The organism is Pseudomonas sp. NPDC087342, assembly GCF_044744265.1.
GTDB classification, from domain to species: Bacteria; Pseudomonadota; Gammaproteobacteria; order Pseudomonadales; family Pseudomonadaceae; genus Aquipseudomonas; species Aquipseudomonas nunensis.
Genome location: NZ_JBIUXZ010000006.1, coordinates 41,471 through 64,313 on the forward strand (window position 1 = coordinate 41,471; position 22,843 = coordinate 64,313).

Here is a 22,843-nt window from a genome sequence, read left to right on the forward strand (position 1 = left end):
ATGAATGCTGAAGACTCCTTGAAACTTGCTCGCCGGTTTATCGGGTTGCCCCTGGAAAAGCGCCAGATGTTCCTTGCGGCCTTGCACAAGGAGGGCGTGGATTTCGCCCGTTTCCCGATCCCTCAAGGGGTTGAAGCCGAAGACCGGCAAGCGCTGTCCTACGCCCAGCAACGCATGTGGTTCCTGTGGCAACTGGACCCGCAAAGCGGTGCCTACAACTTGCCCGGCGCGGTACGCCTTAAAGGCCGGTTGAACCTAGCGGCACTGGACCAAGCAATCGCCAGCCTGGTCGCGCGTCATGAAACCCTGCGCACGGTGTTCCAGCGCCAGCCGGACGACAGCCTGCAACAAGTGCCGGCCAGTGCGCCGCTGGTGATCGAGCAGGTCGATTTCAGTGGGATGCCGGTGGACGAGCGTGAACACGCGGTCGCCCAGGCAGCCCAGCAACAGTCGTTGCTGCCGTTCGACCTGGCAGTCGGCCCGTTGCTGCGGGTCAAATTGCTCAAGCTTGCCGAGCAGGAACACGTGTTGCTGCTGACCCTGCACCACATCGTTTCCGACGGCTGGTCGATGAACGTGTTGATCGACGAGTTCATCCGTTGCTACGACGCCCATGATGCGGGCGCGCAACCGCAACTCGCGCCGTTGCCGATCCAGTACAGCGACTACGCCCTGTGGCAGCGCCGCTGGCTGGAAGCGGGAGAGCAGGCACGTCAGCTCGAATACTGGCAAGCGCAATTGGGCGACGAGCATCCGGTGCTGGAGTTGCCCATCGATCACCCGCGCCCGGCGATGCCGAGCTATCGCGGTACGCGCCATGAATTCGCGGTGGACGCGCAACTGGCCGAGCAACTGCGCGCGACCGCACAGAAGCACAACATCACTCTATTTATGCTGCTGCTCGGCGCCTTCAATGCGCTGCTGCATCGCTACACCGGGCAGACCGACATCCGCGTCGGCGTGCCCATCGCCAACCGTAATCGTGGCGAAATCGAAGGCCTGATCGGTTTCTTCGTCAATACCCAAGTGCTGCGTACCCAGCTCGATGGCCAGACTCGCGTGGTCGATCTGCTGGCCCGCATCAAGGAAACCGCCCTCGGCGCCCAGGCCCATCAGGACCTGCCGTTCGAGCGCCTGGTAGAAGCCTTGAAGCTGGAACGCAGCCTGAGCCACACGCCGTTGTTCCAGGTGATGTACAACCACCAGCCGCAAGTCGCGGACATCACCACGGTGACCACGGCCTCGGGCCTGGAACTGGGCATGATCGACTGGGAAGGGCGCACCACCCAGTTCGACCTGACCCTGGACACCTACGAAAAGGCCGGCAAGCTGCACGCCGCGCTGACCTACGCCAATGACCTGTTCAACGCCGAAACCATCGCGCGCATGGCCCGGCACTGGACGCGCCTGTTGCAGGCCATGGTCGGCGATGTCACCCAGCGGATCGGTGAACTGCCGCTGCTGGACACCAGCGAATACCAGACCCTGGTCCATGACTGGAACCACACCGAACAAAGCTATCCGACCGAGCAGTGCATCCATCAGTTGATCGAAGCCCAAGCGTCGCGCACGCCAGATAACGTCGCGCTGGTGTTCGGCGATGTGACCTTGAACTACGGGCAACTGGACGCCCGAGCTAACCAATTGGCGCAACTGCTGCGCGAACAGGGTGTTGGCCCGGATGTGCTGGTGGGCATCGCCGTCGAGCGGTCGATTGAAATGGTGGTCGGGCTGCTGGCGATTCTCAAGGCCGGTGGCGCCTATGTGCCGCTGGACCCGGAATACCCTCTGGAGCGCCTGGCCTACATGATCGAAGACAGCGCGATTGCGTTGTTGCTGACCCAAAATTCTCTGCTGCCACGCCTGCCGATTGACGGCGTGAACGTGATCACCCTCGACCAACCGGCGAATTGGCTGGATGGCTACAGCGCTGCCCGCGTTCCCGTGGCGATGCACAGCCTGAACCTGGCCTACGTGATCTACACCTCCGGTTCCACTGGCAAACCCAAGGGTGCCGGCAACAGCCACGCGGCGCTGGTCAACCGTTTGTGCTGGATGCAACAGGCGTATGGCCTCGACGGCAGCGACGCGGTGTTGCAGAAAACCCCGTTCAGCTTTGACGTATCGGTCTGGGAATTTTTCTGGCCGCTGATGACCGGCGCCCGTCTGGTGGTCGCCGCACCGGGTGAACACCGCGAGCCTGCGCGCCTGATCGAGACCATTGGCCGTCACCAAATCAGCACGCTGCACTTTGTACCGTCGATGCTCCAGGCGTTCATTCATGAGCCGGGCGTCGAAGTCTGCACCAGCCTCAAGCGCATCGTGTGCAGCGGTGAAGCGCTGCCGCTGGACGCGCAGTTGCAAGTGTTCAGCAAACTGCCGAAGGCCGGGTTGTACAACCTTTATGGCCCGACCGAAGCGGCCATCGACGTCACCCACTGGACCTGTGTTGATGAGGGCGCCGACAGCGTGCCGATTGGCCAGCCGATTGCCAATCTGCGCACGCATGTCCTCGACGCACAGTTGCTGCCAGTGCCAGCAGGCGTGGCGGGTGAGTTGTACCTGGGTGGCGCCGGTCTGGCGCGCAGCTATCACCGTCGTCCGGGGCTGACCGCCGAGCGTTTCGTGCCGTGCCCGTTCCATGACGGCGCGCGCCTGTACCGCACCGGCGACCGCGTTCGCCAACGCGCGGACGGGGTGATCGAATACCTCGGGCGTCTCGATCATCAAGTCAAACTGCGCGGCTTGCGCATCGAGTTGGGCGAGATCGAAACCCGTTTGATGCAACACCCGCTGGTGCGCGAAGCGGTCGTGCTGGTGCAGGGCGGCAAGCATCTGGTCGGCTATCTGGTCCTGGAAAGCGCCGAACCTGAAGCGCAGTGGCAGCAAACCCTCAAGGCCTGGCTGCTCGGCAGCTTGCCGGAATACATGGTGCCGACGTACCTGATGCCACTGGCCAAACTGCCGGTGACCGCCAACGGCAAACTCGACCGCAAAGCCTTGCCCGAGCCGGAAGCGGCCGTGCAGCAAGCCTTCGTCGAACCCCAGGACGAATTGCAAAAAGCCCTCGCGGCGATCTGGCAGGACGTGCTCGGTGTCGAGCGCATTGGCCTGGAAGATAACTTCTTCGAACTGGGCGGCGATTCGATCATCTCGATCCAGGTGGTCAGTCGTGCCCGTCAGGCCGGCATTCGCCTCAGCCCGCGAGACCTGTTCCAGTACCAGACCGTGCGCAGCCTGGCGCTGGTGGCGACGGTCGATCACCTGAGCACTGTCGATCAAGGCCCAGCCAGCGGTGCGGTGCTGCTGACGCCGGTGCAGCATTATTTCTTCGAACAGCCGATGGCCGCACGCGGGCACTGGAACCAGTCGTTGCTGTTGGCACCGCGTGAAACGCTAAAAGCCCAGTGGCTTGAAAGTGCGCTGACACGCTTAATCAATCATCACGATGCCTTGCGTTTGCGCTTTGTCGATGGCGCCGAAGGCTGGCAGCAAAGCTATGCCGGCGAAGTGACCGAGTCCGGGCTGTGGCAACACCAGGCCGACAGCGCCGAAGCGTTGGCCGCCCTGTGCGATGAAGCCCAGCGCAGCCTTGATCTGCAAAACGGTCCGCTGCTGCGGGCGATGCTGGTGACCTTGGCCGATGGCGCTCAGCGTCTGTTGCTGGTGATCCATCACCTGGCGGTGGACGGCGTGTCGTGGCGCGTGTTGCTGGAAGATTTGCAGCAGGCTTACACGCAACTGGAAAGCGGCGGGGCGATTGTCCTGCCGAGCAAGACCAGCGCTTATCAAGCCTGGGCCGAGCGTCTGCAGCAGCACGCGCCAGCGCTGAGCGAAGAGCTGGCGTACTGGCAGCAACAAACCAGCGCCCAAACCTTGCCGTGTGACCGTCCCGACGGTCGCCTGGACAATCGTTTCGGACAAAAAATCGAATGGCGCCTCGACAGCGAACTGACCCGCCAGTTGCTGCAAAGCGCGCCGGCGGCTTATCGCACCCAAGTCAACGATTTGCTCCTGACCGCACTGGCGCGGGTCATCTGCCGCTGGAGCGGACAGCAAACAGCGTTGATTCAGCTTGAAGGCCACGGTCGCGAAGACCTGTTCGATGAACTCGACCTGACCCGCAGTGTGGGCTGGTTCACCAGCCTGTTCCCGGTCAGCCTGCAACCGGCGGCGACGCTGGAGGACTCGATCAAAACGGTCAAGGAACAACTGCGCGCCGTCCCGGGCAAAGGCCTGGGTTATGGCGTGTTGCGCTACCTCGGCGAACCGGCGCAGCGCGCACAACTGGCGGCCCTGGCGCCGCCACGCATCACCTTCAACTATCTGGGGCAGTTCGACCGCCAGTTCGACGAAACCGCGCTGTTTGTGCCGTCCACCGACGGCAGTGGCGTGGCCCAGGATCCTTCGGCGCCGTTGGCCAACTGGCTGACCGTCGAAGGGCAGGTCTACGGCGGCGAGTTGTCCATGAGCTGGGGCTTCAGCCACGAGATGTTAGACGCGGCGACCATCCAGCAATTGGTCGACAGCTATGGCGCCGAACTCCGCGCGCTGATCGAGCATTGCGCTGCGCTGGAAACGCCGCAAGCCACGCCGTCGGACTTCCCGTTGGCGCGCATCACCCAGGCGCAACTCGACGCGCTGCCGGTGGCCGTCGGCCAACTCGACGACCTGTATCCGCTGTCACCGATGCAGCAGGGCTTGCTGTTCCACACCCTCTACGAACAAGCGGCGGGCGAGTACATCAATCAGTTGCGGGTCGACGTTCAAGGGATTGATCCCGAGCGTTTCCGCGCTGCGTGGCAGGCCACCGTCGATGCCCAGGACATCCTGCGCAGCGGTTTTGTCTGGCAAGGTGAGCTGGAACAGCCGCTGCAAATCGTCCATAAACACGTGCAGTTGCCGTTTAGCGTGCTCGACTGGCGCGCCCGTGGCGATGACGCCGCCGCCCTCGACGGTCTGGCCGACGCTGAGCGCCAACAAGGTTTTGACCTGACCCAGGCGCCGTTGCTGCGCCTGGTGCTGGTGCAAACCGCCGCCGATCAATGGCACCTGATTTACACCCATCACCACATCCTGATGGATGGCTGGAGCAACTCGCAGCTGCTGGGCGAAGTCTTGCAGCGTTATCGTGGTCGCGCGCCACTGGCGGCTGCCGGGCGTTATCGCGACTACATCGGCTGGCTGCAACGTCAGGACGGGCAACTGAGCGAAAACTTCTGGGGCGAGCAACTGGCGTCCCTGCAAGAGCCGACACGGTTGGCGCGGGTGGTGTCCGGTAACGAAGCCTTGAGCGGTCATGGCGATCACTTCCAGACCGTGCAAGCCACTGGCACTCAAGCGCTGGAAGCGTTTGCCCGCCAGCAGAAAGTTACCCTCAACACCCTGGTGCAAGCGGCGTGGCTGCTGTTGCTGCAACGCTACACCGGTCACGAAACCGTGGCTTTCGGCGCTACCGTCGCCGGTCGTCCAGCGGACTTGCCGGGCATCGAGCAACAGGTCGGCCTGTTCATCAACACCTTGCCGGTCATCGGCACACCGCGCCCGGACCAGAGCGTCGGTGCCTGGCTGCAATCCGTGCAGGCGCAAAACCTCAGCCTGCGCGAGTTCGAACACACGCCACTGGCGGATATTCAGCGCTGGGCCGGGCAGGGCGGCGAAGCGTTGTTCGACAACATCCTGGTGTTCGAGAACTACCCGATTGCCCAGGCGCTGCAACAGGGCGCGGAACAAGGCGTGGTGTTCGGCGAGGTCACCAGCCTTGAGCAAACCCACTATGCGTTGAGCGTCGCCGTGACCCTCGGCGAGACACTGGCGCTGCATTACAGCTTCGACCGCGCGCAGTTCGCCAGCGATGCCATCGAGCGCATCAGTGTGCAGTTGCTGCAGCTGCTGGAACAGTTTGCCGAGTCCGCCGAACGCAACCTCGGCGAAATCGCCCTGGCCAGTCCGCAAGAACTGGCGTTGCAACTGGCCAACAACCAGCCGCAGCCTTACCCGGTGGACGTCGCTGTGCATCAGCGCATCGCCCAATGGGCGGCCCAGGGCCCGGAGCGCACGGCGGTGATTTTTGCCGGCCAGCGCTTCAGCTATGGCGAGATCGACCGCCGCGCCAACCAACTCGCCCATGCGCTGATCGCTCGCGGTGTCGGCGCGGAAACCCGGGTCGGCGTGGCGTTGCCGCGCAGTGAAGAAGTGATCGTTGCGTTGCTCGCGGTGCTCAAGGCCGGTGGCGCGTATGTGCCGCTGGACACCAGTTATCCACGGGAACGCCTCGCATATTTGATCGAGGATTCCGGGCTGGCGTTGCTGCTGACCGACTCCCGCGTCTCGGCGCAACTGCCTATCGACGAGGCCACCCAAGTCCTGGAACTTGACCGCCTCGACCTCAGTGGCCAGCCACTCGACGCACCGCAGGTACAACTCGATCCGCAGAACCTCGCCTACGTGATCTACACCTCCGGCTCTACCGGTAACCCGAAAGGCGTGAGCGTGGCCCACGGTCCGTTGGCGATGCATTGCCAGGCCATCGGCGAGCGCTATGAAATGCGCGACAGCGACTGCGAATTCCACTTCATGTCGTTCGCCTTCGACGGTGCCCATGAACGCTGGCTGACCAGCCTGACCCACGGTGCGTCGCTGCTGATCCGCGATGACAGCCTGTGGACCCCGGAACAGACCTACAACGCCATGCGCGACCACGGTGTCACCGTCGTGGCATTCCCGCCGGTGTACCTGCAACAACTGGCCGAACACGCCGAGCGTGAAGGGCATCCGCCGAAAGTGCGCATCTACTGCTTTGGCGGCGATGCGGTACCGGCCGCGAGTTTCGAACGGGTCAAGCGCGCCCTCGATCCGGACTACATCATCAACGGCTATGGCCCGACCGAAACCGTGGTCACGCCGTTGATCTGGAAGGCCGGGCGCGAGGTGCCGTGTGGCGCCGCGTACGCGCCAATCGGCAGACGCATCGGCGACCGCAGCGCCTACGTGCTCGACGCTGATCTGAACCTGTTGCCCCAAGGCATGGCCGGTGAGTTGTACCTGGGTGGCACCGGTCTGGCACGGGGTTACCTGAACCGTCCGGGCCTGACCGCCGAGCGCTTTGTCGCGGACCCGTTCAGCAACGTCGGTGGCTTGCTGTACCGCACCGGCGACCTGGTGCGCCAGCGTGCCGACGGTACTTTCGACTACCTGGATCGCATCGATAACCAGGTGAAGATCCGTGGTTTCCGTATCGAACTCGGCGAAATCGAAGCGCGTTTGCAAGCCCTCGATGGCGTGCGCGAAGCGGTGGTGGTCGCCCAGGAAGGCACCGCCGGCAGCGGCAAGCGTCTGGTGGCCTACGTGGTGGCGGATGCGTTGAACGCAGCGCGGGTTGATTTTGCCGAGAGCCTGCGCGAGCAATTGAAAGTCGCGTTGCCGGCGCACATGGTCCCGGCCTATTTGCTGCTGCTCGAACGTCTGCCGCTGACGCCGAACGGCAAACTCGACCGCAAGAACCTGCCGAAGCCGGATGTCAGTCAATTGCAGCAAGCCTACGTGGCGCCGCAAAGCGCACTGGAGCAGCAACTGGCGACGATCTGGCAGGACGTGTTGAAGCTTGATCAGGTTGGCCTGAGCGACAATTTCTTCGAACTCGGTGGCGATTCGATCATCTCGATCCAGGTGGTCAGCCGCGCGCGCCAGGCCGGGATTCGCTTCACGCCGAAAGACCTGTTCCAACACCAGACCATCCAGGCTTTGGCCACGGTGGCGCGCCTGGGTGAACAGGCCCAGCTTATCGATCAAGGCCCGGTCACCGGCGAACTGGCGTTGTTGCCGGTGCAGCAAGTGTTCTTCGCCCAGGCCATTCCTGAACGTCAGCACTGGAATCAGGCGGTGATGCTCAAACCAACGCAAACCCTCGATGCCGCTGTGCTTGAGCAGGCATTGGGCGCGTTGATTAACCATCACGACGGCTTGCGCTTGGGCTTTGTCGAGCAGGCCGCTGGCTGGCAGGCGCAGTACCGCGCGATCAATCAACCGGCAGGTGGAATTGTCTGGGCGGTCGATGTTGCTGATGCTGCAGGGCTGGAAGCCGTGGCCAATGAAGCGCAACGCAGCCTGAACTTGCAAGACGGGCCGCTGGTGCGTGCCGTGCTGGCGAACCTCGACGACGGCAGCCAACGCTTGCTGCTGGCGATCCATCACCTGGTGGTGGACGGCGTGTCGTGGCGGATTCTGTTTGACGATCTGCAAACTGCCTATCGCCAATTGTCGACGGGTGAACCGCTGCAATTGCCAGCCAAGACCAGTGCCGCCAAGGCCTGGGCCGAACAGCTGCAAACCTATGCACGCAGTGCGCCGTTGCAACAGGAACTGGCTTATTGGCAACAGCAGTTGCAAGGCGCCGACGTGGCCCTGCCGTGTGACAACCCAGAGGGCGGCCAACAGAATCGCCATGCGCTGACCGTGCGCACGCAATTGAACAAAACACTGACCCGGCAACTGCTGCAAGACGCTCCGGCGGCTTACCGCACGCAGGTTAACGACCTGCTACTGACCGCGCTGGCTCGGGTCATGGTGCGCTGGACCGGCGCCGACAGCACGTTGATCCAGCTCGAAGGCCATGGCCGCGAAGAGCTGTTCGACGGCGTGGACCTGACCCGCACCGTGGGTTGGTTCACCAGCCTGTACCCGGCCAAACTGACGCCAACCGCCGACCTCGGTGGCTCGCTGAAACAGATCAAGGAACAGCTGCGCGGTATCCCGAACAAAGGCATCGGTTTTGGTGCGCTGGCGCATTTGGGCGACGACACCGCGCGTGAGGCGCTGGGCCAATTGCCGGTCCCGCGTCTGACGTTCAACTACCTGGGACAGTTCGACGGTAGCTTCACCGAAGCCGACGGCGCGCTGTTCGTGCCGTCCAGTGAAGCGGCCGGCGATGAACTCGACGACGGCGCACCACTGGCCAACCACCTGGCCCTCAACGGTCAGGTGTACGGCGGTGAATTGAACCTCGGCTGGACCTTCAGCCGCGAGATGTTCAACGAAGCGACCATCCAACAACTGGCCGACGATTACGCGCTGGAACTGCAAGCGCTGATCGCCCATTGCTGCCAGGCCGGGCAACACGGCGTCACGCCGTCGGACTTCCCGCTGGCGCGCTTGAGCCAGGCGCAACTCGACGGTTTGCCGTTGGCGCCACAGTTGATCGAAGACCTTTATCCACTGTCGCCGATGCAGCAGGGCATGCTGTTCCACGCGGTGTACGAAGAAGCCACCGGCGACTACATCAACCAGATGCGCCTCGACGTCGAAGGGCTCGACCCCGAGCGTTTCCATCAGGCCTGGCAAGCGGCGGTGGAGGCCCACGACATCCTGCGCACGCGTTTCGTCTGGCAGGGCGAACTGGACGCGCCGGTGCAAGTGGTCAGCAAACATGTGCAGATGCCTTACAGCCTGCACGACCTGCGCGACGAGCCGCAGCTTGAACAGGCGTTGCAGACCCTCGCCGACATTGAGCGTCAACGCCTGGACCTGAACGCATCGACCTTGCTGCGTCTGGTGATTGCGCGGGTCGACGACAACCGTCATCACCTGATCTACACCAACCATCACATCCTGATGGACGGCTGGAGCAACTCGCAGTTGCTCGGCGAAGTGCTGCAACGCTACAGCGGCCAGTTCCAGGCGACCCATGGCGGACGCTATCGCGACTACATCAACTGGCTGCAACGTCAGGACGCCGCCGTCAGCGAAGCCTTCTGGCTGCCGGCGCTGCGCAACCTCGACGAACCAACGCGCCTCGCCCAAGCGGTGGCCCGGCCAGCGGACGCCGACGAACAAGGTTATGCCGATCACTTCCAAGTGCTGGATGCCGAGCAGACCTTGCGCCTGAGCGAGTTCGCCCGCGCCTCGAAAGTCACGGTCAACACCCTGGTGCAAGCCGCGTGGCTGCTGTTGCTGCAACGCTACACCGGCAAAGACACCGTGGCCTTCGGCGCCACTGTGGCCGGGCGGCCTGCGGACCTGCCGGGTGTCGAGCAACAGATCGGTCTGTTCATCAACACCCTGCCGGTCATCGCCAGCCCACGGGCGCAGCAGTCGCTGGGCAGTTGGTTGCAAGCGGTGCAGGCGCAGAACCTGGCGCTGCGCGAGTTCGAGCACACCGCGTTGTTCGATATCCAGCGCTGGGCCGGGCAGGGCGGCGAAGCCCTGTTCGACAGCATCATGGTGTTCGAGAACTACCCGATTTCCCAGGCCCTGGAGCAGGGCGCACCGCAGGGCCTGCGCTTTGGTCCGGTGGCGAATCACGAACAGACCAACTACCCGCTGACATTGCTGGTGAGCCTGGACCGTCAATTGTCGGTGCACATGAGCTACCAGCGCGGCAGTTTTGCCCAGGCGACCATCGAGCAACTGGCGGCGCATTTGCAGCATCTGCTGAGCCAGATGACCGCGCCAGAACGTTGCCTCGGTGAGTTGGCATTGCTCGACGACGCTGAACAACGCCAAGTGTTGCTGGACTGGAATCCGGTTGACGAAGCGTTCGCCCAGGACCTGTGCATTCACCAGTTGATCGATCAACAAGTGGCCGCACAACCGAACGCGTTGGCGGTGACCTTTGCCAACAAGCAACTGACCTATGCCGAACTCGATGCCCGGGCCAATCGTCTGGCGCACAAGTTGATCGAATTGGGCGTCGGCCCGGAAGTGCGGGTCGGCGTGGCGATGCAGCGTTCCGACAGCCTGCTGGTCGCACTGCTCGCGGTGCTCAAGGCCGGTGGCGCCTACGTGCCGCTGGACCCGGATTACCCGGCCGAGCGGGTCGCCTACATGCTTGAAGACAGCCGTGCTTTGGTGCTGCTGACTGAACAAGCCATCGCCGCGACCCTGTCGGTGAGCGCCAATACCCAAGTGCTGTGGATGGATCAGGTCGAAGCGCAACTGGCGGCTTATCCGCACACCGCGCCGGTCACCCGCGTCACGCCGGACAACCTGGCCTACGTGATCTACACCTCCGGTTCCACCGGCAAACCGAAAGGCGTGTCCATCGCGCATCGCAACGTGCTGGCGCTGATCGACTGGTCGCAGTCGGTTTACAGCCGCGACGATATTCAAGGCGTGTTGGCCTCGACCTCGGTGTGCTTCGACCTGTCGGTGTGGGAGCTGTTTGTCACCCTGGCCAACGGCGGCTCGCTGATCATCGCGCGTAACGCGCTGGAACTGGCGCAACTGCCGGCGCGGGATCAGGTGTGTCTGATCAACACTGTGCCGTCGGCGATCAATGCACTGCTGGGCGCCGATCAGATTCCGCCGAGCGTGCGCATCATCAATCTCGCCGGTGAACCCCTCAAACAAAGCCTGGTGGATGCGCTCTACGGGCAGGCGACGGTCGAGCATGTTTTCGACCTGTATGGCCCGTCGGAAGACACCACCTATTCCACCTGGACCCGGCGCGAGGCGGGCGGCAAGGCGAACATCGGTCGTGCGCTGAAACACACCGCCAGTTACTTGCTGGATGCCGATCTGCAACCGGTGCCGGTCGGTGTGTCGGCGGAGTTGTACCTGGCCGGCGCCGGTATCACTCGCGGTTATCTGGCACGTCCGGGCATGACCGCCGAGAAGTACGTGCCGAACCCGTTCTCCAGCACGGGCGAACGCCTGTACCGCACCGGTGACCTGTGCCGCTATCAGGCCGACGGTGTGCTCGAGTATCGCGGTCGCATCGACCATCAAGTGAAGATCCGCGGTTTCCGCATCGAGCTGAGTGAAATCGAAGCGCGGTTGCTGCAACAACCGGGGGTTCACGAGGTGGCGGTACTCGCCCAGGAAGCCCAGGGCGGTCAGCAATTGGTGGCCTACGTGGTCGTGCCGCAACTCGACCTGAATGCCGCTGACGCCCAGCGTCAATTGCGCGATGAAATCAAGGCCGGGCTCAAGGCCAGCCTGCCGGACTACATGGTCCCGGCGCATCTGCTGTTCATCGAACAACTGCCGCTGACACCCAACGGCAAGCTCGACCGCAAGGCGTTGCCGAGCGTGGATGCGAGCCAGTTGCAGGCCAGCTATGTGGCGCCACACAGCGAACTTGAGCAGCAGGTCGCCGCGATCTGGCAGCACGTGTTGACCGTCGAACGCATCGGTTTGAACGACCACTTCTTCGAGCTCGGCGGCCACTCGCTGCTGGCCGTCAACGTGGTCTCGCGGGTCGCCCTCGAACTGGGCCTCACCCTGACCCCGCAATTGCTATTCCAGTACCCCGTCCTCAGGGATTTCGTCGCGCAACTCGACACCGACGGCGGGGCTATCAACGAACAGAAACTGAACAAGCTGGAAAGCCTGCTTGACGAAATGGAGGAAGTCTAATGGACAAGAGTGTTGCTTTGAGGATTGCCAAGCGCTTTATCACTCTGCCGCTGGACAAGCGTAAGTTGTACCTGGAGAAGATGCTCGAAGAGGGCGTGTCCCCGGCGAACTTGCCGATTCCCGAGGTCAAGTCCGGGTTTGAATCGATCCCGCTGTCCTACGCCCAGGAACGTCAGTGGTTCCTCTGGCAGATGGACCCCCACAGCACCGCGTATCACATTCCCAATGCGTTGCGCCTCAAGGGCGAACTGGATGTGCCGGCGCTGGAACGCAGCTTCAATGCGCTGGTGCAGCGCCATGACAGCCTGCGCACGACGTTCATCGAGCAGGACGAAAAAACCGTCCAGGTGATCCATGCGCAGATGCCGATCAGCATCGAGATTCAAGCCCTCGACGCTGACCTCGCCCCGGCACTGCTGGACGAGCGGATCAAGGCGTTTGTCGAGCAGGAAACTCACCGGCCCTTCGATTTGCAGCACGGGCCGCTGCTGCGGGTGTCGCTGCTCAAGGTCGCCGACGACGATCACGTCCTGGCGTTGATCCAGCACCACATCATCTCCGATGGCTGGTCGATGCAAGTGATGGTCAAGGAATTGATCCAGCACTATGTCGCCCAGACCTCGGGTCAACCGTTGACCCTGCCTGAGCTGACCGTGCAATACGCCGACTACGCGATCTGGCAGCGCCACTGGCTCGAAGCCGGGGAGCGTGAGCGGCAACTGGCGTACTGGACCGCGACGCTGGGCGGTGAGCAAACCGTGCTGGAGTTGCCGATTGATCATCCGCGCCCGGCGCTGCAAAGCTTTCGCGGCGCGCGGCTGGACCTGAACCTGTCGCCAGCCCTGGCCACTTCGCTCAAGCAACTGGCCCAGCGCGAAAGCGCCAGCCTGTTCATGGTGTTGCTGGCCTCGTTCCAGGCCTTGCTGCATCGCTACAGCGGCCAGCCCGACATCCGCGTCGGCGTGCCGGTGGCCAACCGCAACCGCGTGGAAACCGAAGGCCTGATCGGCTTCTTCGTCAACACTCAGGTGCTGAATGCCCAAGTGTACGGGCAGTTGCCGTTCAATCAATTGCTGGCCCAGGTCAAGCAATCGGCGATGGCGGCCCAGGCGCATCAGGACTTGCCGTTCGAACAACTGATCGAAGCGTTGCAACCGGAACGCAGCCTGAGCCACAGCCCGGTGTTCCAGGTGATGTACAACCACCAGGCGCTGAATGACCAGGCCCAGCAACAGAGCCGGGTGCAACTGCCGCAGTTGAGCGTCGAAAGCATTGTCTGGGAAGGGCGCACCGCGCAGTTTGATTTGACCCTGGGCACTTACGAATCGAGCGACGGCGTATCGGCTGAGCTGACCTACGCCACGGATTTGTTCGAGCCGGCGACCATTGAGCGTCTGGCGCGGCATTGGCAAAACCTGCTGCAAGGCATCGTCGAGCAATCGAGCCAACGCATCGGTGAGCTGCCGTTGCTGGACAGCGGCGAGCAAAGCGTTCTGTTGCAGGATTGGCATCGTGTGGTTGAGCACGCTGCGCAGGCGCCGTGCGTGCAGCAGCGCATCGCGGCTCAGGCGGAACAGACGCCGGATGCCGTCGCACTGATCGTCGGCGAACACAGCCTGACCTATGCGCAACTGGACGCCCGCGCCAATCAACTCGCGCATAAGCTGATCGAAGCGGGTGTCGGCCCGGATCGACTGGTGGGCATTGCCGTCGAGCGCAGTGTGGAAATGATTGTCGGCCTGTTGGCGATTCTCAAGGCGGGCGGGGCTTATGTGCCACTCGACCCGGCGTATCCCGAGGATCGTCTGGCTTACATGATCGAGGACAGCGGTCTTGAACTGCTGCTGACTCAGTCTCATCTGCAAGCACAGTTGCCGATTCCGGCCGGGCTCAACACCTTGTTGCTCGATCAGCCATCAGAGTGGCTGGCGGCTTATCCACAGACCTGCCCGGTGGTGGCGCTGAATGGCGAACATCTCGCCTACGTGATCTACACCTCGGGCTCCACTGGCAAGCCCAAAGGCGTGATGGTGCGCCACGCGGCCCTGTGCAATTTCGTCGAAAGCATGGTCGATCAACCGGGCCTGAATCCGCAGGATCGCATGCTGTCGCTGACCACGTTCTCGTTCGATATTTTCGGCCTGGAAATCTACGGCCCACTGCTGGCCGGCGCCCGAGTAGTCCTGACCGGCAAGGACGTGCACCAAGACCCGCAAGCCGTGCTCGAACTGATCGAACGTCACGGCGTGAGCGTGTTGCAAGCCACGCCTTCGACCTGGCGCATGTTGCTCGACCACGAACAAGCCTCGATTCTGGCTGGCCGTACCTTCCTGTGTGGCGGTGAAGCGCTGCCGCAGGAACTGGCCGAGCGCATGCTCGCGCTGTCGCCGAAGGTCTGGAACCTCTACGGCCCGACCGAAACCACGATCTGGTCGGCGCTGCATCCATTAACGCGCGAGAACGCCAAGCCGTACCTCGGCAAACCGATCGACAACACCGCGCTGTACATCCTCGGCAGTGACCTGGAACTCAACCCGATCGGCGCACCGGGTGAACTGCTGATCGGCGGCGACGGCCTCGCACGCGGTTATTTCGAGCGTCCAGCGCTGACCGCCGAACGCTTTGTACCGGACCCTTTTTCGTCCAGCGGCGAACGTCTGTACCGCACCGGCGACCTGACCCGTTACCGCGCCGAGGGCGTGATCGAGTACATCGGCCGCATCGACCACCAAGTGAAAATCCGTGGCTTCCGCATCGAACTCGGCGAAATCGAAGCGCGCCTGCTGGCCCTCGATAGCGTGCGCGAAACCGTGGTGGTGGCGCAGGACGGCCCGACCGGGCCACAACTGGTGGGTTACGTGGTCGCGGCAACGGCTGTCGAGGATGAAGCCGCGTTGCGCGCCGAACTCAAGGCCAGCCTCAAGGCAGAATTGCCGGACTATATGGTGCCCGCGCACCTGTTGTTCCTCACGCAATTGCCGCTCACGCCGAACGGCAAGGTTGACCGCAAGGCATTGCCGTCGCCGGATGCCAGCCTGCTGCAATCCACTTACGTCGCGCCGCAAACCGCGACTCAGCACAAAGTGGCCGAGATCTGGCAAGCGGTGCTCAAGCTGGAGCAGGTCGGTTTAAGCGACAACTTCTTCGAACTGGGCGGCCACTCGCTGCTGGTCACCCAGGTGATTTCTCGCGTGCGCCAAGCGCTGAATGTTCAAGTGCCGCTGCGCACGTTGTTCGAGCACAGCACCTTGCAGGATTTCGTCGCGGCGCTCGGCGTCGAGCCGGCACACGCCGAGCCCGCCATTGTCGCGCTGCCACGCCAGCAACCGATGGCGTTGTCGTATGCCCAGGAACGCCAGTGGTTCCTCTGGCAACTGGAGCCGACCAGCAGCGCTTACCATGTGCCAGCGGCGTTGCGTCTGCGCGGCAGCCTGGACCTGGCGGCGTTGCAGAACAGCTTCGACACGCTGATCACTCGCCACGAATCCCTGCGCACTCGCTTCATTCAACAAAACGAACAGACCTGGCAGCAGATCGACGCGCCGTCGCCCCTGGCCCTCGCGGTGCAAACACTCGATGGCGAACTCGACGACGAACGCCTCAAGGTGCTGGTGGCCGAAGAAACCCTGGCGCTGTTCGACCTGCAACAAGGTCCGCTGCTGCGGGTCAAGTTGTTGAAGCTGGCCGCCGACGATCACGTCCTGGTCCTGACCCTGCACCACATCGTCTCCGATGGCTGGTCGATGCAGGTCATGGTCGATGAATTGATCGAACTCTACGCCGGTTACAGCATCGGCCAGCCGCGCCAACTGCCGGCGCTGGCGGTGCAATACGCCGACTATGCCGTATGGCAGCGGCAATGGATGGAGGCCGGTGAACGCGAGCGCCAACTGGGTTACTGGACCGCGCAACTGGGCGGCGATCAGCCGTTGCTGGAGTTGCCGGCGGACCGTCCGCGTCCGGCCGAACAAAGCTATCGCGGCGCGCGCCAGGAAATTCCGCTGAACGCCGAACTGGCCGCTGCCCTGAAGCAAGTCGCGCAACGGGAAAACGTCACCCTGTTTGCCCTGTTGCTGGCCTCGTTCCAGACCTTGCTGCACCGCTACAGCGGCCAGTCCGACATTCGCGTCGGCGTGCCGGTGGCTAACCGCAACCGCCTCGAAACCGAAGGCTTGATCGGTTTCTTCGTCAACACCCAAGTGCTGAAGGCCGAGATCGACAGCCAGCAGACGTTCCGTGGTTTGCTGCAACAGGTCAAAAACACCGTGCTCGGCGCCCAGGCCCATCAGGACCTGCCGTTCGAACAACTGGTGGATGCGCTGCAACCGGAACGCAGCCTCAGCCACAGTCCGTTGTTCCAGGTGATGCACAACCACCAGAGCCAGGCCCGTGAAGCCCGGGGCGCGGCGCGTCTGCCGCAGATCGAGATCGAAGGGCTGACCTGGGCCTCGCACACCGCCAAGTTCGACCTGACCCTCGACACCTTTGAATCCGTCGACAATGTCTGGGCTGAACTGACCTACGCCACCGACTTGTTCGACGCATCGACCATGGCGCGCATGGCGCAACATTGGACCAACCTGCTGAACGCCATCGTCGCCGATTGCGGCCAGCGCATCGCCGAGTTGCCGTTACAGGACAACGCCGAACGCGAGGCCACTCTGTTGCAATGGAACCCGGCCGTGGCGGATTTCCCAAGTCAACAATGTCTGCATGAACTGATCGAAGCCCAGGCCCTGCGTGCGCCCGAAGCGATTGCCGTGACTTACGGCGAGCAAAGCCTGAGCTATGCCGAACTCAATGCCCGGGCCAACCCGCTGGCGCACAAGCTGATTGAAAGCGGGGTCGGGCCGGACGTGCGCGTCGGCCTCGCAGTCGAGCGCAGCCTGGACATGCTGGTCGGCCTGCTGGCGATCCTCAAGGCTGGCGGCGCTTATGTGCCGCTGGACCCGACGTATCCCGAAGAACGCCTGGCCTACATGATCAACGACAGCGGCATTGGCTTGCTGTTGACCCAAAGCCATCTGCTCGGTCGCCTGCCGGTGCCGGACTCGGTGCGCAGCCTGATGCTGGATCAGGATCGCGACGGCCTCGAAGGCTACAGCGACGCCAATCCGCAAGTGGTCATGAGCCCGGACAACCTGGCCTACGTGATCTACACCTCCGGTTCTACCGGTCAGCCGAAGGGCACGTTGCTTGCCCATCACAACGTGTTGCGGTTGTTTGAAGCGACCGAGGACTGGTTCAGTTTCGGCCCGCAGGACGTGTGGAGCCTGTTCCACTCCTACGCGTTCGACTTCTCCGTCTGGGAAATTTTCGGCGCGCTGCTGTACGGCGGCAAACTGGTGGTGGTCCCCTACGAGGTCAGCCGTTCGCCGGAAGATTTCTATGCGTTGCTGTGCCGCGAGCGCATCACGGTGCTCAACCAGACGCCGTCGGCGTTCAAGCAGTTGATGCAAGTCGCCTGCGCGCCGGAACACGCCGCGCTGCAACCGTCCCTGCGTTACGTGGTGTTCGGTGGCGAGGCGCTGGAGGTCAAGAGCCTGCGCCCATGGTTCGAGCTCTTTGGCGACCAGGCCCCGCAACTGATCAACATGTACGGCATCACCGAAACCACCGTTCACGTGACCTACCGCCCGCTGACCATGGCGGACTTGCAACGTGACGCGAGCAGCCCGATTGGCGAGCCGATCCCGGACTTGTCCTGGTACTTGCTCGACGGTGATTTGAACCCGGTCGCCAAGGGTTGCATCGGCGAGTTGTACGTCGGCCGCGCCGGTCTGGCCCGGGGTTATCTGAACCGTGCCGACCTGACCTGCCTGCGCTTTATCCCGGACCCGTTCGCCGCTGACGGCGGTCGCCTGTACCGCACGGGCGACCTGGCGCGGTATCGCGCTGACGGCGTGATCGAGTACATCGGGCGCATCGACCACCAAGTGAAGATTCGCGGCTTCCGCATCGAACTCGGCGAAATCGAAGCGCAACTGCTGGAACAGCCTGCCATCAGCCAAGCGGTGGTGCTGGCGCAACCCGGCCTCAGTGGCCAGCAACTGGTCGCCTGGCTGGTGCCGTCCGACGCCGCATTGCTCGACGCTGACCCGACCGAACAAGGCCAATGGCGCGACAGCGTACGCGTCGCGCTCAAGGAAAACCTGCCGGATCACATGATTCCGGCGCACCTGTTGCTGCTGGCGCAATTGCCATTGACCGGCAACGGCAAACTCAACCGCAATGCTTTGCCGTCCCCGGATGCGAGCCAGGCGCAGCAGGTTTATCAGGCCCCGCAAAGCGAGCTGGAACAGCGCATCGCGGCGATCTGGCAAGACGTGCTGAAGCTGCCGCAAGTCGGACTCAACGACAACTTCTTCGAACTCGGCGGTGATTCGATCATCTCGATCCAGGTGGTCAGCCGCGCCCGTCAACTGGGGATTCGCCTGAGCCCCAAAGACCTGTTCCAGCACCAGACCGTGCAGCGTCTGGCGCTGGTGGCCCAGGTCGGTGACAGCGAGTCCGGCATCGATCAACAAGCGGTGAGCGGCGCGGCGTTGCTGTTGCCGATCCAGCAGCAGTTCTTCGACGATGAAATCCCTGAACGTCATCACTGGAACCAGTCGGTGTTGCTCAAGCCGCGAGTGGCGCTCGACGCTGAAAAGATCGAGCAGGTCCTGCGCGGACTGGTGGCGCATCACGATGCGTTGCGCCTGAGCTTCACCCAGCACAACGATGGCTGGGTGGCAGAGCATCAGTCGATTGAACAACTGCAACAGCCATTGCTATGGCAGGAATCGGTGGCCGACGCGGCTGCACTCGAAGCCTTGGGCAACCGCGCCCAGCGCAGCCTCGACCTGCAACAAGGCCCGTTGCTGCGTGCGGTGCTGGCGACTCTGGCCGATGGCACTCAGCGCCTGTTGCTGGTGATCCATCACCTCGCAGTGGATGGTGTGTCGTGGCGGATCCTGCTCGAAGACCTGCAAAACGGCTATCAGCAATTGCTCGACGGCCAGGCCCTGATGTTGCCGGCCAAGACCAGTGCCTTCAAGGACTGGAGCGAGCATTTGCAACGTTACGCCAACAGCCCGGCGTTGCAGCAGGAGCTGGCTTACTGGCAAGCCTGCTTGAGCGATGTAAACACCGATTTGCCGTGCCTGCGCGACGATGCCGGCCAGCAGAATCATCTGCGCGTAAACGTTCAGACCCGTCTGAATCAGAGCCTGACCCGGCAGTTACTGCAAGAAGCCCCGGCGGCCTATCGGACCCAGGTCAACGACCTGTTGCTGAGCGCATTGGCGCGGGTGATCGGGCGCTGGACCGGCCAGCCATCGACGCTGATCCAGCTCGAAGGCCATGGTCGCGAAGAGCTGTTCGACGGGGTTGACCTGACCCGCACCGTGGGTTGGTTCACCAGCCTGTTTCCGGTGCGCCTGACCCCGGCCAGCGAGCCCGGTGCAGCGATCAAGCAGATCAAGGAACAACTGCGCTCGATCCCGAACAAGGGCATCGGCTTCGGTGCTTTGCGTCACCTCGGTGACGAGCAGGCGCAGCAACCCCTGCGTGGATTGCCGAGCCCACGCATCACCTTCAACTACCTCGGCCAGTTCGACGGCAGTTTCGAGGGCGATGACGCGGCGCTGTTCACCCCGGCCCAAGACAACGCCGGGCTCGATCAAAGTCTTGAGGCGCCGATGGGCAACTGGCTGACCCTCAATGGCCAGGTGTATGGCGGCGAACTGAGCGTCGGCTGGAGTTTCAGCAGTGAACGTTTCGACACGGCCACCATTGAACGTCTGGCCGAGGACTACGCCGAAGAACTGGCGGCATTGATCGCTCACTGCGTGACCCCAGGCGTGCAGGGCCTGACGCCTTCGGACTTCCCGTTGGCCGGCCTGACTCAAGTGCAACTCGACAGCGTGCCGGTCGCGCCGCAGCAAATTGCCGACATCTACCCGTTGTCGCCGATGCAGCAGGGCATGTTGTTCCACACCCTCTACGAGCAACAGGCCGGCGACTACATCAATCAGATGTGCGTGGATGTCGAAGGCCTGGATGTCGAACGTTTCCGCGAGGCCTGGCAAGCGGCGGTGGACGCCCACGATGTGCTGCGCAGCAGTTTTGTCTGGGACGGTGAGTTCAAGCGTCCATTGCAGGTGATTCACAAACAACTGGCCGTGCCGTTCACCTTCCACGACTGGCGCGCTCACAGCGATGTGGCGCTGGCGCTCAGCGAACTGGCGGCCGCGCAACGCCAGCAGGGTTTCGACCTCGCTAAAGCACCGTTGCTGAACCTGACCGTGGTGCGTCTCGACACCGCGCGTTATCACCTGATCTACACCAGCCATCACATCTTGATGGATGGCTGGAGCAATTCGCAGCTGCTCGGCGAAGTGCTGCAACGCTACAGCGGCCACGTGCCGGCGAACACGGCGGGGCGTTATCGCGATTACATCGAATGGCTGACCCAGCAAGACGCGCAGATCACCGAAGGTTTCTGGAAAGGCCAATTGGCCGGATTCGATGAGCCAACCCGGTTGGCCAAGGCGCTGGTGTGGACCGGCAGCGAAGCCACCAATAGCGCACAGGGCGAACACTTCCTGACCCTGGACCTGACGCAAACCGCTGGGCTGAATGCCTTTGCCCGTGAACAGAAAGTCACCCTCAACACCATGGTGCAAGCCGCCTGGCTGCTGCTGTTGCAACGCTACACCGGGCTCGACACGGTCAGCTTCGGCGCCACGGTGTCCGGGCGTCCGGCGCAACTGGTCGGGGTCGAGCAGCAGATCGGTCTGTTCATCAACACCTTGCCGGTGGTCGCCAGCCCGCGTGCCGAACAGCCGCTGGCGCAGTGGTTGCAACAGGTGCAGGCGCAGAACCTGGCGTTGCGCGAGCAGGAACACACCGCGCTGTTCGACATCCAGCGTTGGGCCGGGCAGGGCGGTGAAGCCCTGTTCGACAACATTCTGGTGTTCGAGAACTACCCGATCTCCGAAGCCCTGCAACAGGGCGCGCCGCAAGACCTGCGCTTCGGTGAAGTGGGTAACTTCGAGCAAACTAACTACCCGCTGACCCTGGCGGTCAATCTCGGTACCGAGCTGTCGTTCCAGCTGAGTTTCGACCGTCAGCAGTTTGATGAGACGGCGATCGAGCAACTCGCCGGGCACCTCGCACACCTGCTGTTGCAAATGGTCGAGGCACCAGCCGCCAGTTGCGTGGGCGATCTGGCGCTGGTCCCGAACGCGGTGCGCGAGCCGCTGGCGCTGCCGGCCGATGGTGTGGGCGTGCAGCGTTTGTTTGAGCTGCAGTCCGAACGCACGCCGGACGCCTTGGCGCTGATTTTCGACGAGCAACGCCTGAGCTATGCGCAACTGAATGCCCAGGCCAACCAATTGGCGCGCGTGCTGCTGCAACACGGCGTCGGCCCGGAAGTGCTGGTGGGCATCGCGGTTGAGCGTTCTACGCAGATGATCATCAGCCTGTTGGCGGTGCTCAAGGCCGGTGGCGCTTATGTGCCGCTGGACCCGGAATACCCGGCCGAGCGTCTGGGCGCGATGATCGAGGACAGCGGCCTGCGCGTGCTGTTGACCCAAAGCCATCTCGCGGCGACGTTGCCAACAGCGGCGGGCGTGAGCGTGCTGAGCCTGGATCAACTGGATTACCCGGCACAGACCGACAACCTGCCGGAGCGCAGCGGCCCGCAAAACCTCGCGTATGTGATGTTCACCTCGGGCTCCACCGGGCGCCCGAAAGGCGTCGGCATCACCCAGTCGGCGCTGACCCGTCACACCCAGGTCGCTCTGGACGTCCTCGGCCTCACGCCGCAGGACCGATCTCTGCAATTCGCCACGTTCAACTTCGATGCCTTTGTCGAACAGCTTTACCCGGCGCTGATCTGCGGTGCCTCGGTGGTGCTGCGCGGTCAGGACATCTGGGACAGCGAAACCTGGTATCGCGAATTGCTCGACAAGCAGTTCAGCGTCAGCGACCTGACCACCGCTTACTGGAACATGTTGGCCAAGGACCTCGCGGCGGCGGGTCACCGCGACTATGGCGTGCTGCGCCAGATGATCGTCGGTGGCGAAGCCATGCCGCCGGAAGGCGTCGCCACTTGGGGCCAGGCCGGCCTCGGCCATGTGCGCCTGCTGAACACCTACGGCCCGACCGAAGCCACGGTCAGCGCCACGGTGCTCGATTGCAGTGACTACGTGTCCGGCCGCCTCCCGTTGCCGGTGAGCATGCCGATTGGCCGGGCATTGGGCGGTCGAGGGATTCATGTGCTCGACACCCAGGGCCAACCGGCGCCGGTCGGTGTAGTCGGTGAACTGGTGATTGGTGGTGAGCTGCTGGCGCGCGGATACTTCCAGCGCCCGGAACTGACCGCTGAGCGCTTCATTCCCGATCCGTTCGATCCAGTCGGCGGTGGCCGCGTGTACCGCACCGGCGACCTCGCGCGTTATCGCGCCGACGGCGTGATCGAGTACGTCGGGCGTCTGGATCA

The 22,843-nt window shown here is 63.1% G+C and carries 2 protein-coding genes (1 of these 2 only partly in view); both read left to right on the forward strand.

The genetic code is table 11. From position 1 onward, the window contains the following. On the forward strand, window positions 1–12,354 hold the full coding sequence (locus ACIOYV_RS15625) for a non-ribosomal peptide synthase/polyketide synthase (RefSeq protein WP_401324841.1): 12,354 nt from the start codon (window positions 1–3) through the stop codon (window positions 12,352–12,354). Further along, on the forward strand, window positions 12,354–22,843 hold the 5' portion of the coding sequence (locus ACIOYV_RS15630) for a non-ribosomal peptide synthase/polyketide synthase (RefSeq protein WP_401324844.1). Its footprint extends 3,052 nt past the window's final position; 10,490 of the gene's 13,542 nt are visible here — the first part of the coding sequence; its start codon is at window positions 12,354–12,356; the stop codon falls past the right edge of the window. Before ACIOYV_RS15625 ends, ACIOYV_RS15630 begins: the two co-directional genes overlap by 1 nt.

Excerpts from the sequence above, each read along its gene's own strand:
- ACIOYV_RS15625 (WP_401324841.1), top strand. The coding sequence starts at position 1 with ATGAATGCTGAAGACTCCTTGAAACTTGCTCGCCGGTTTATCGGGTTG.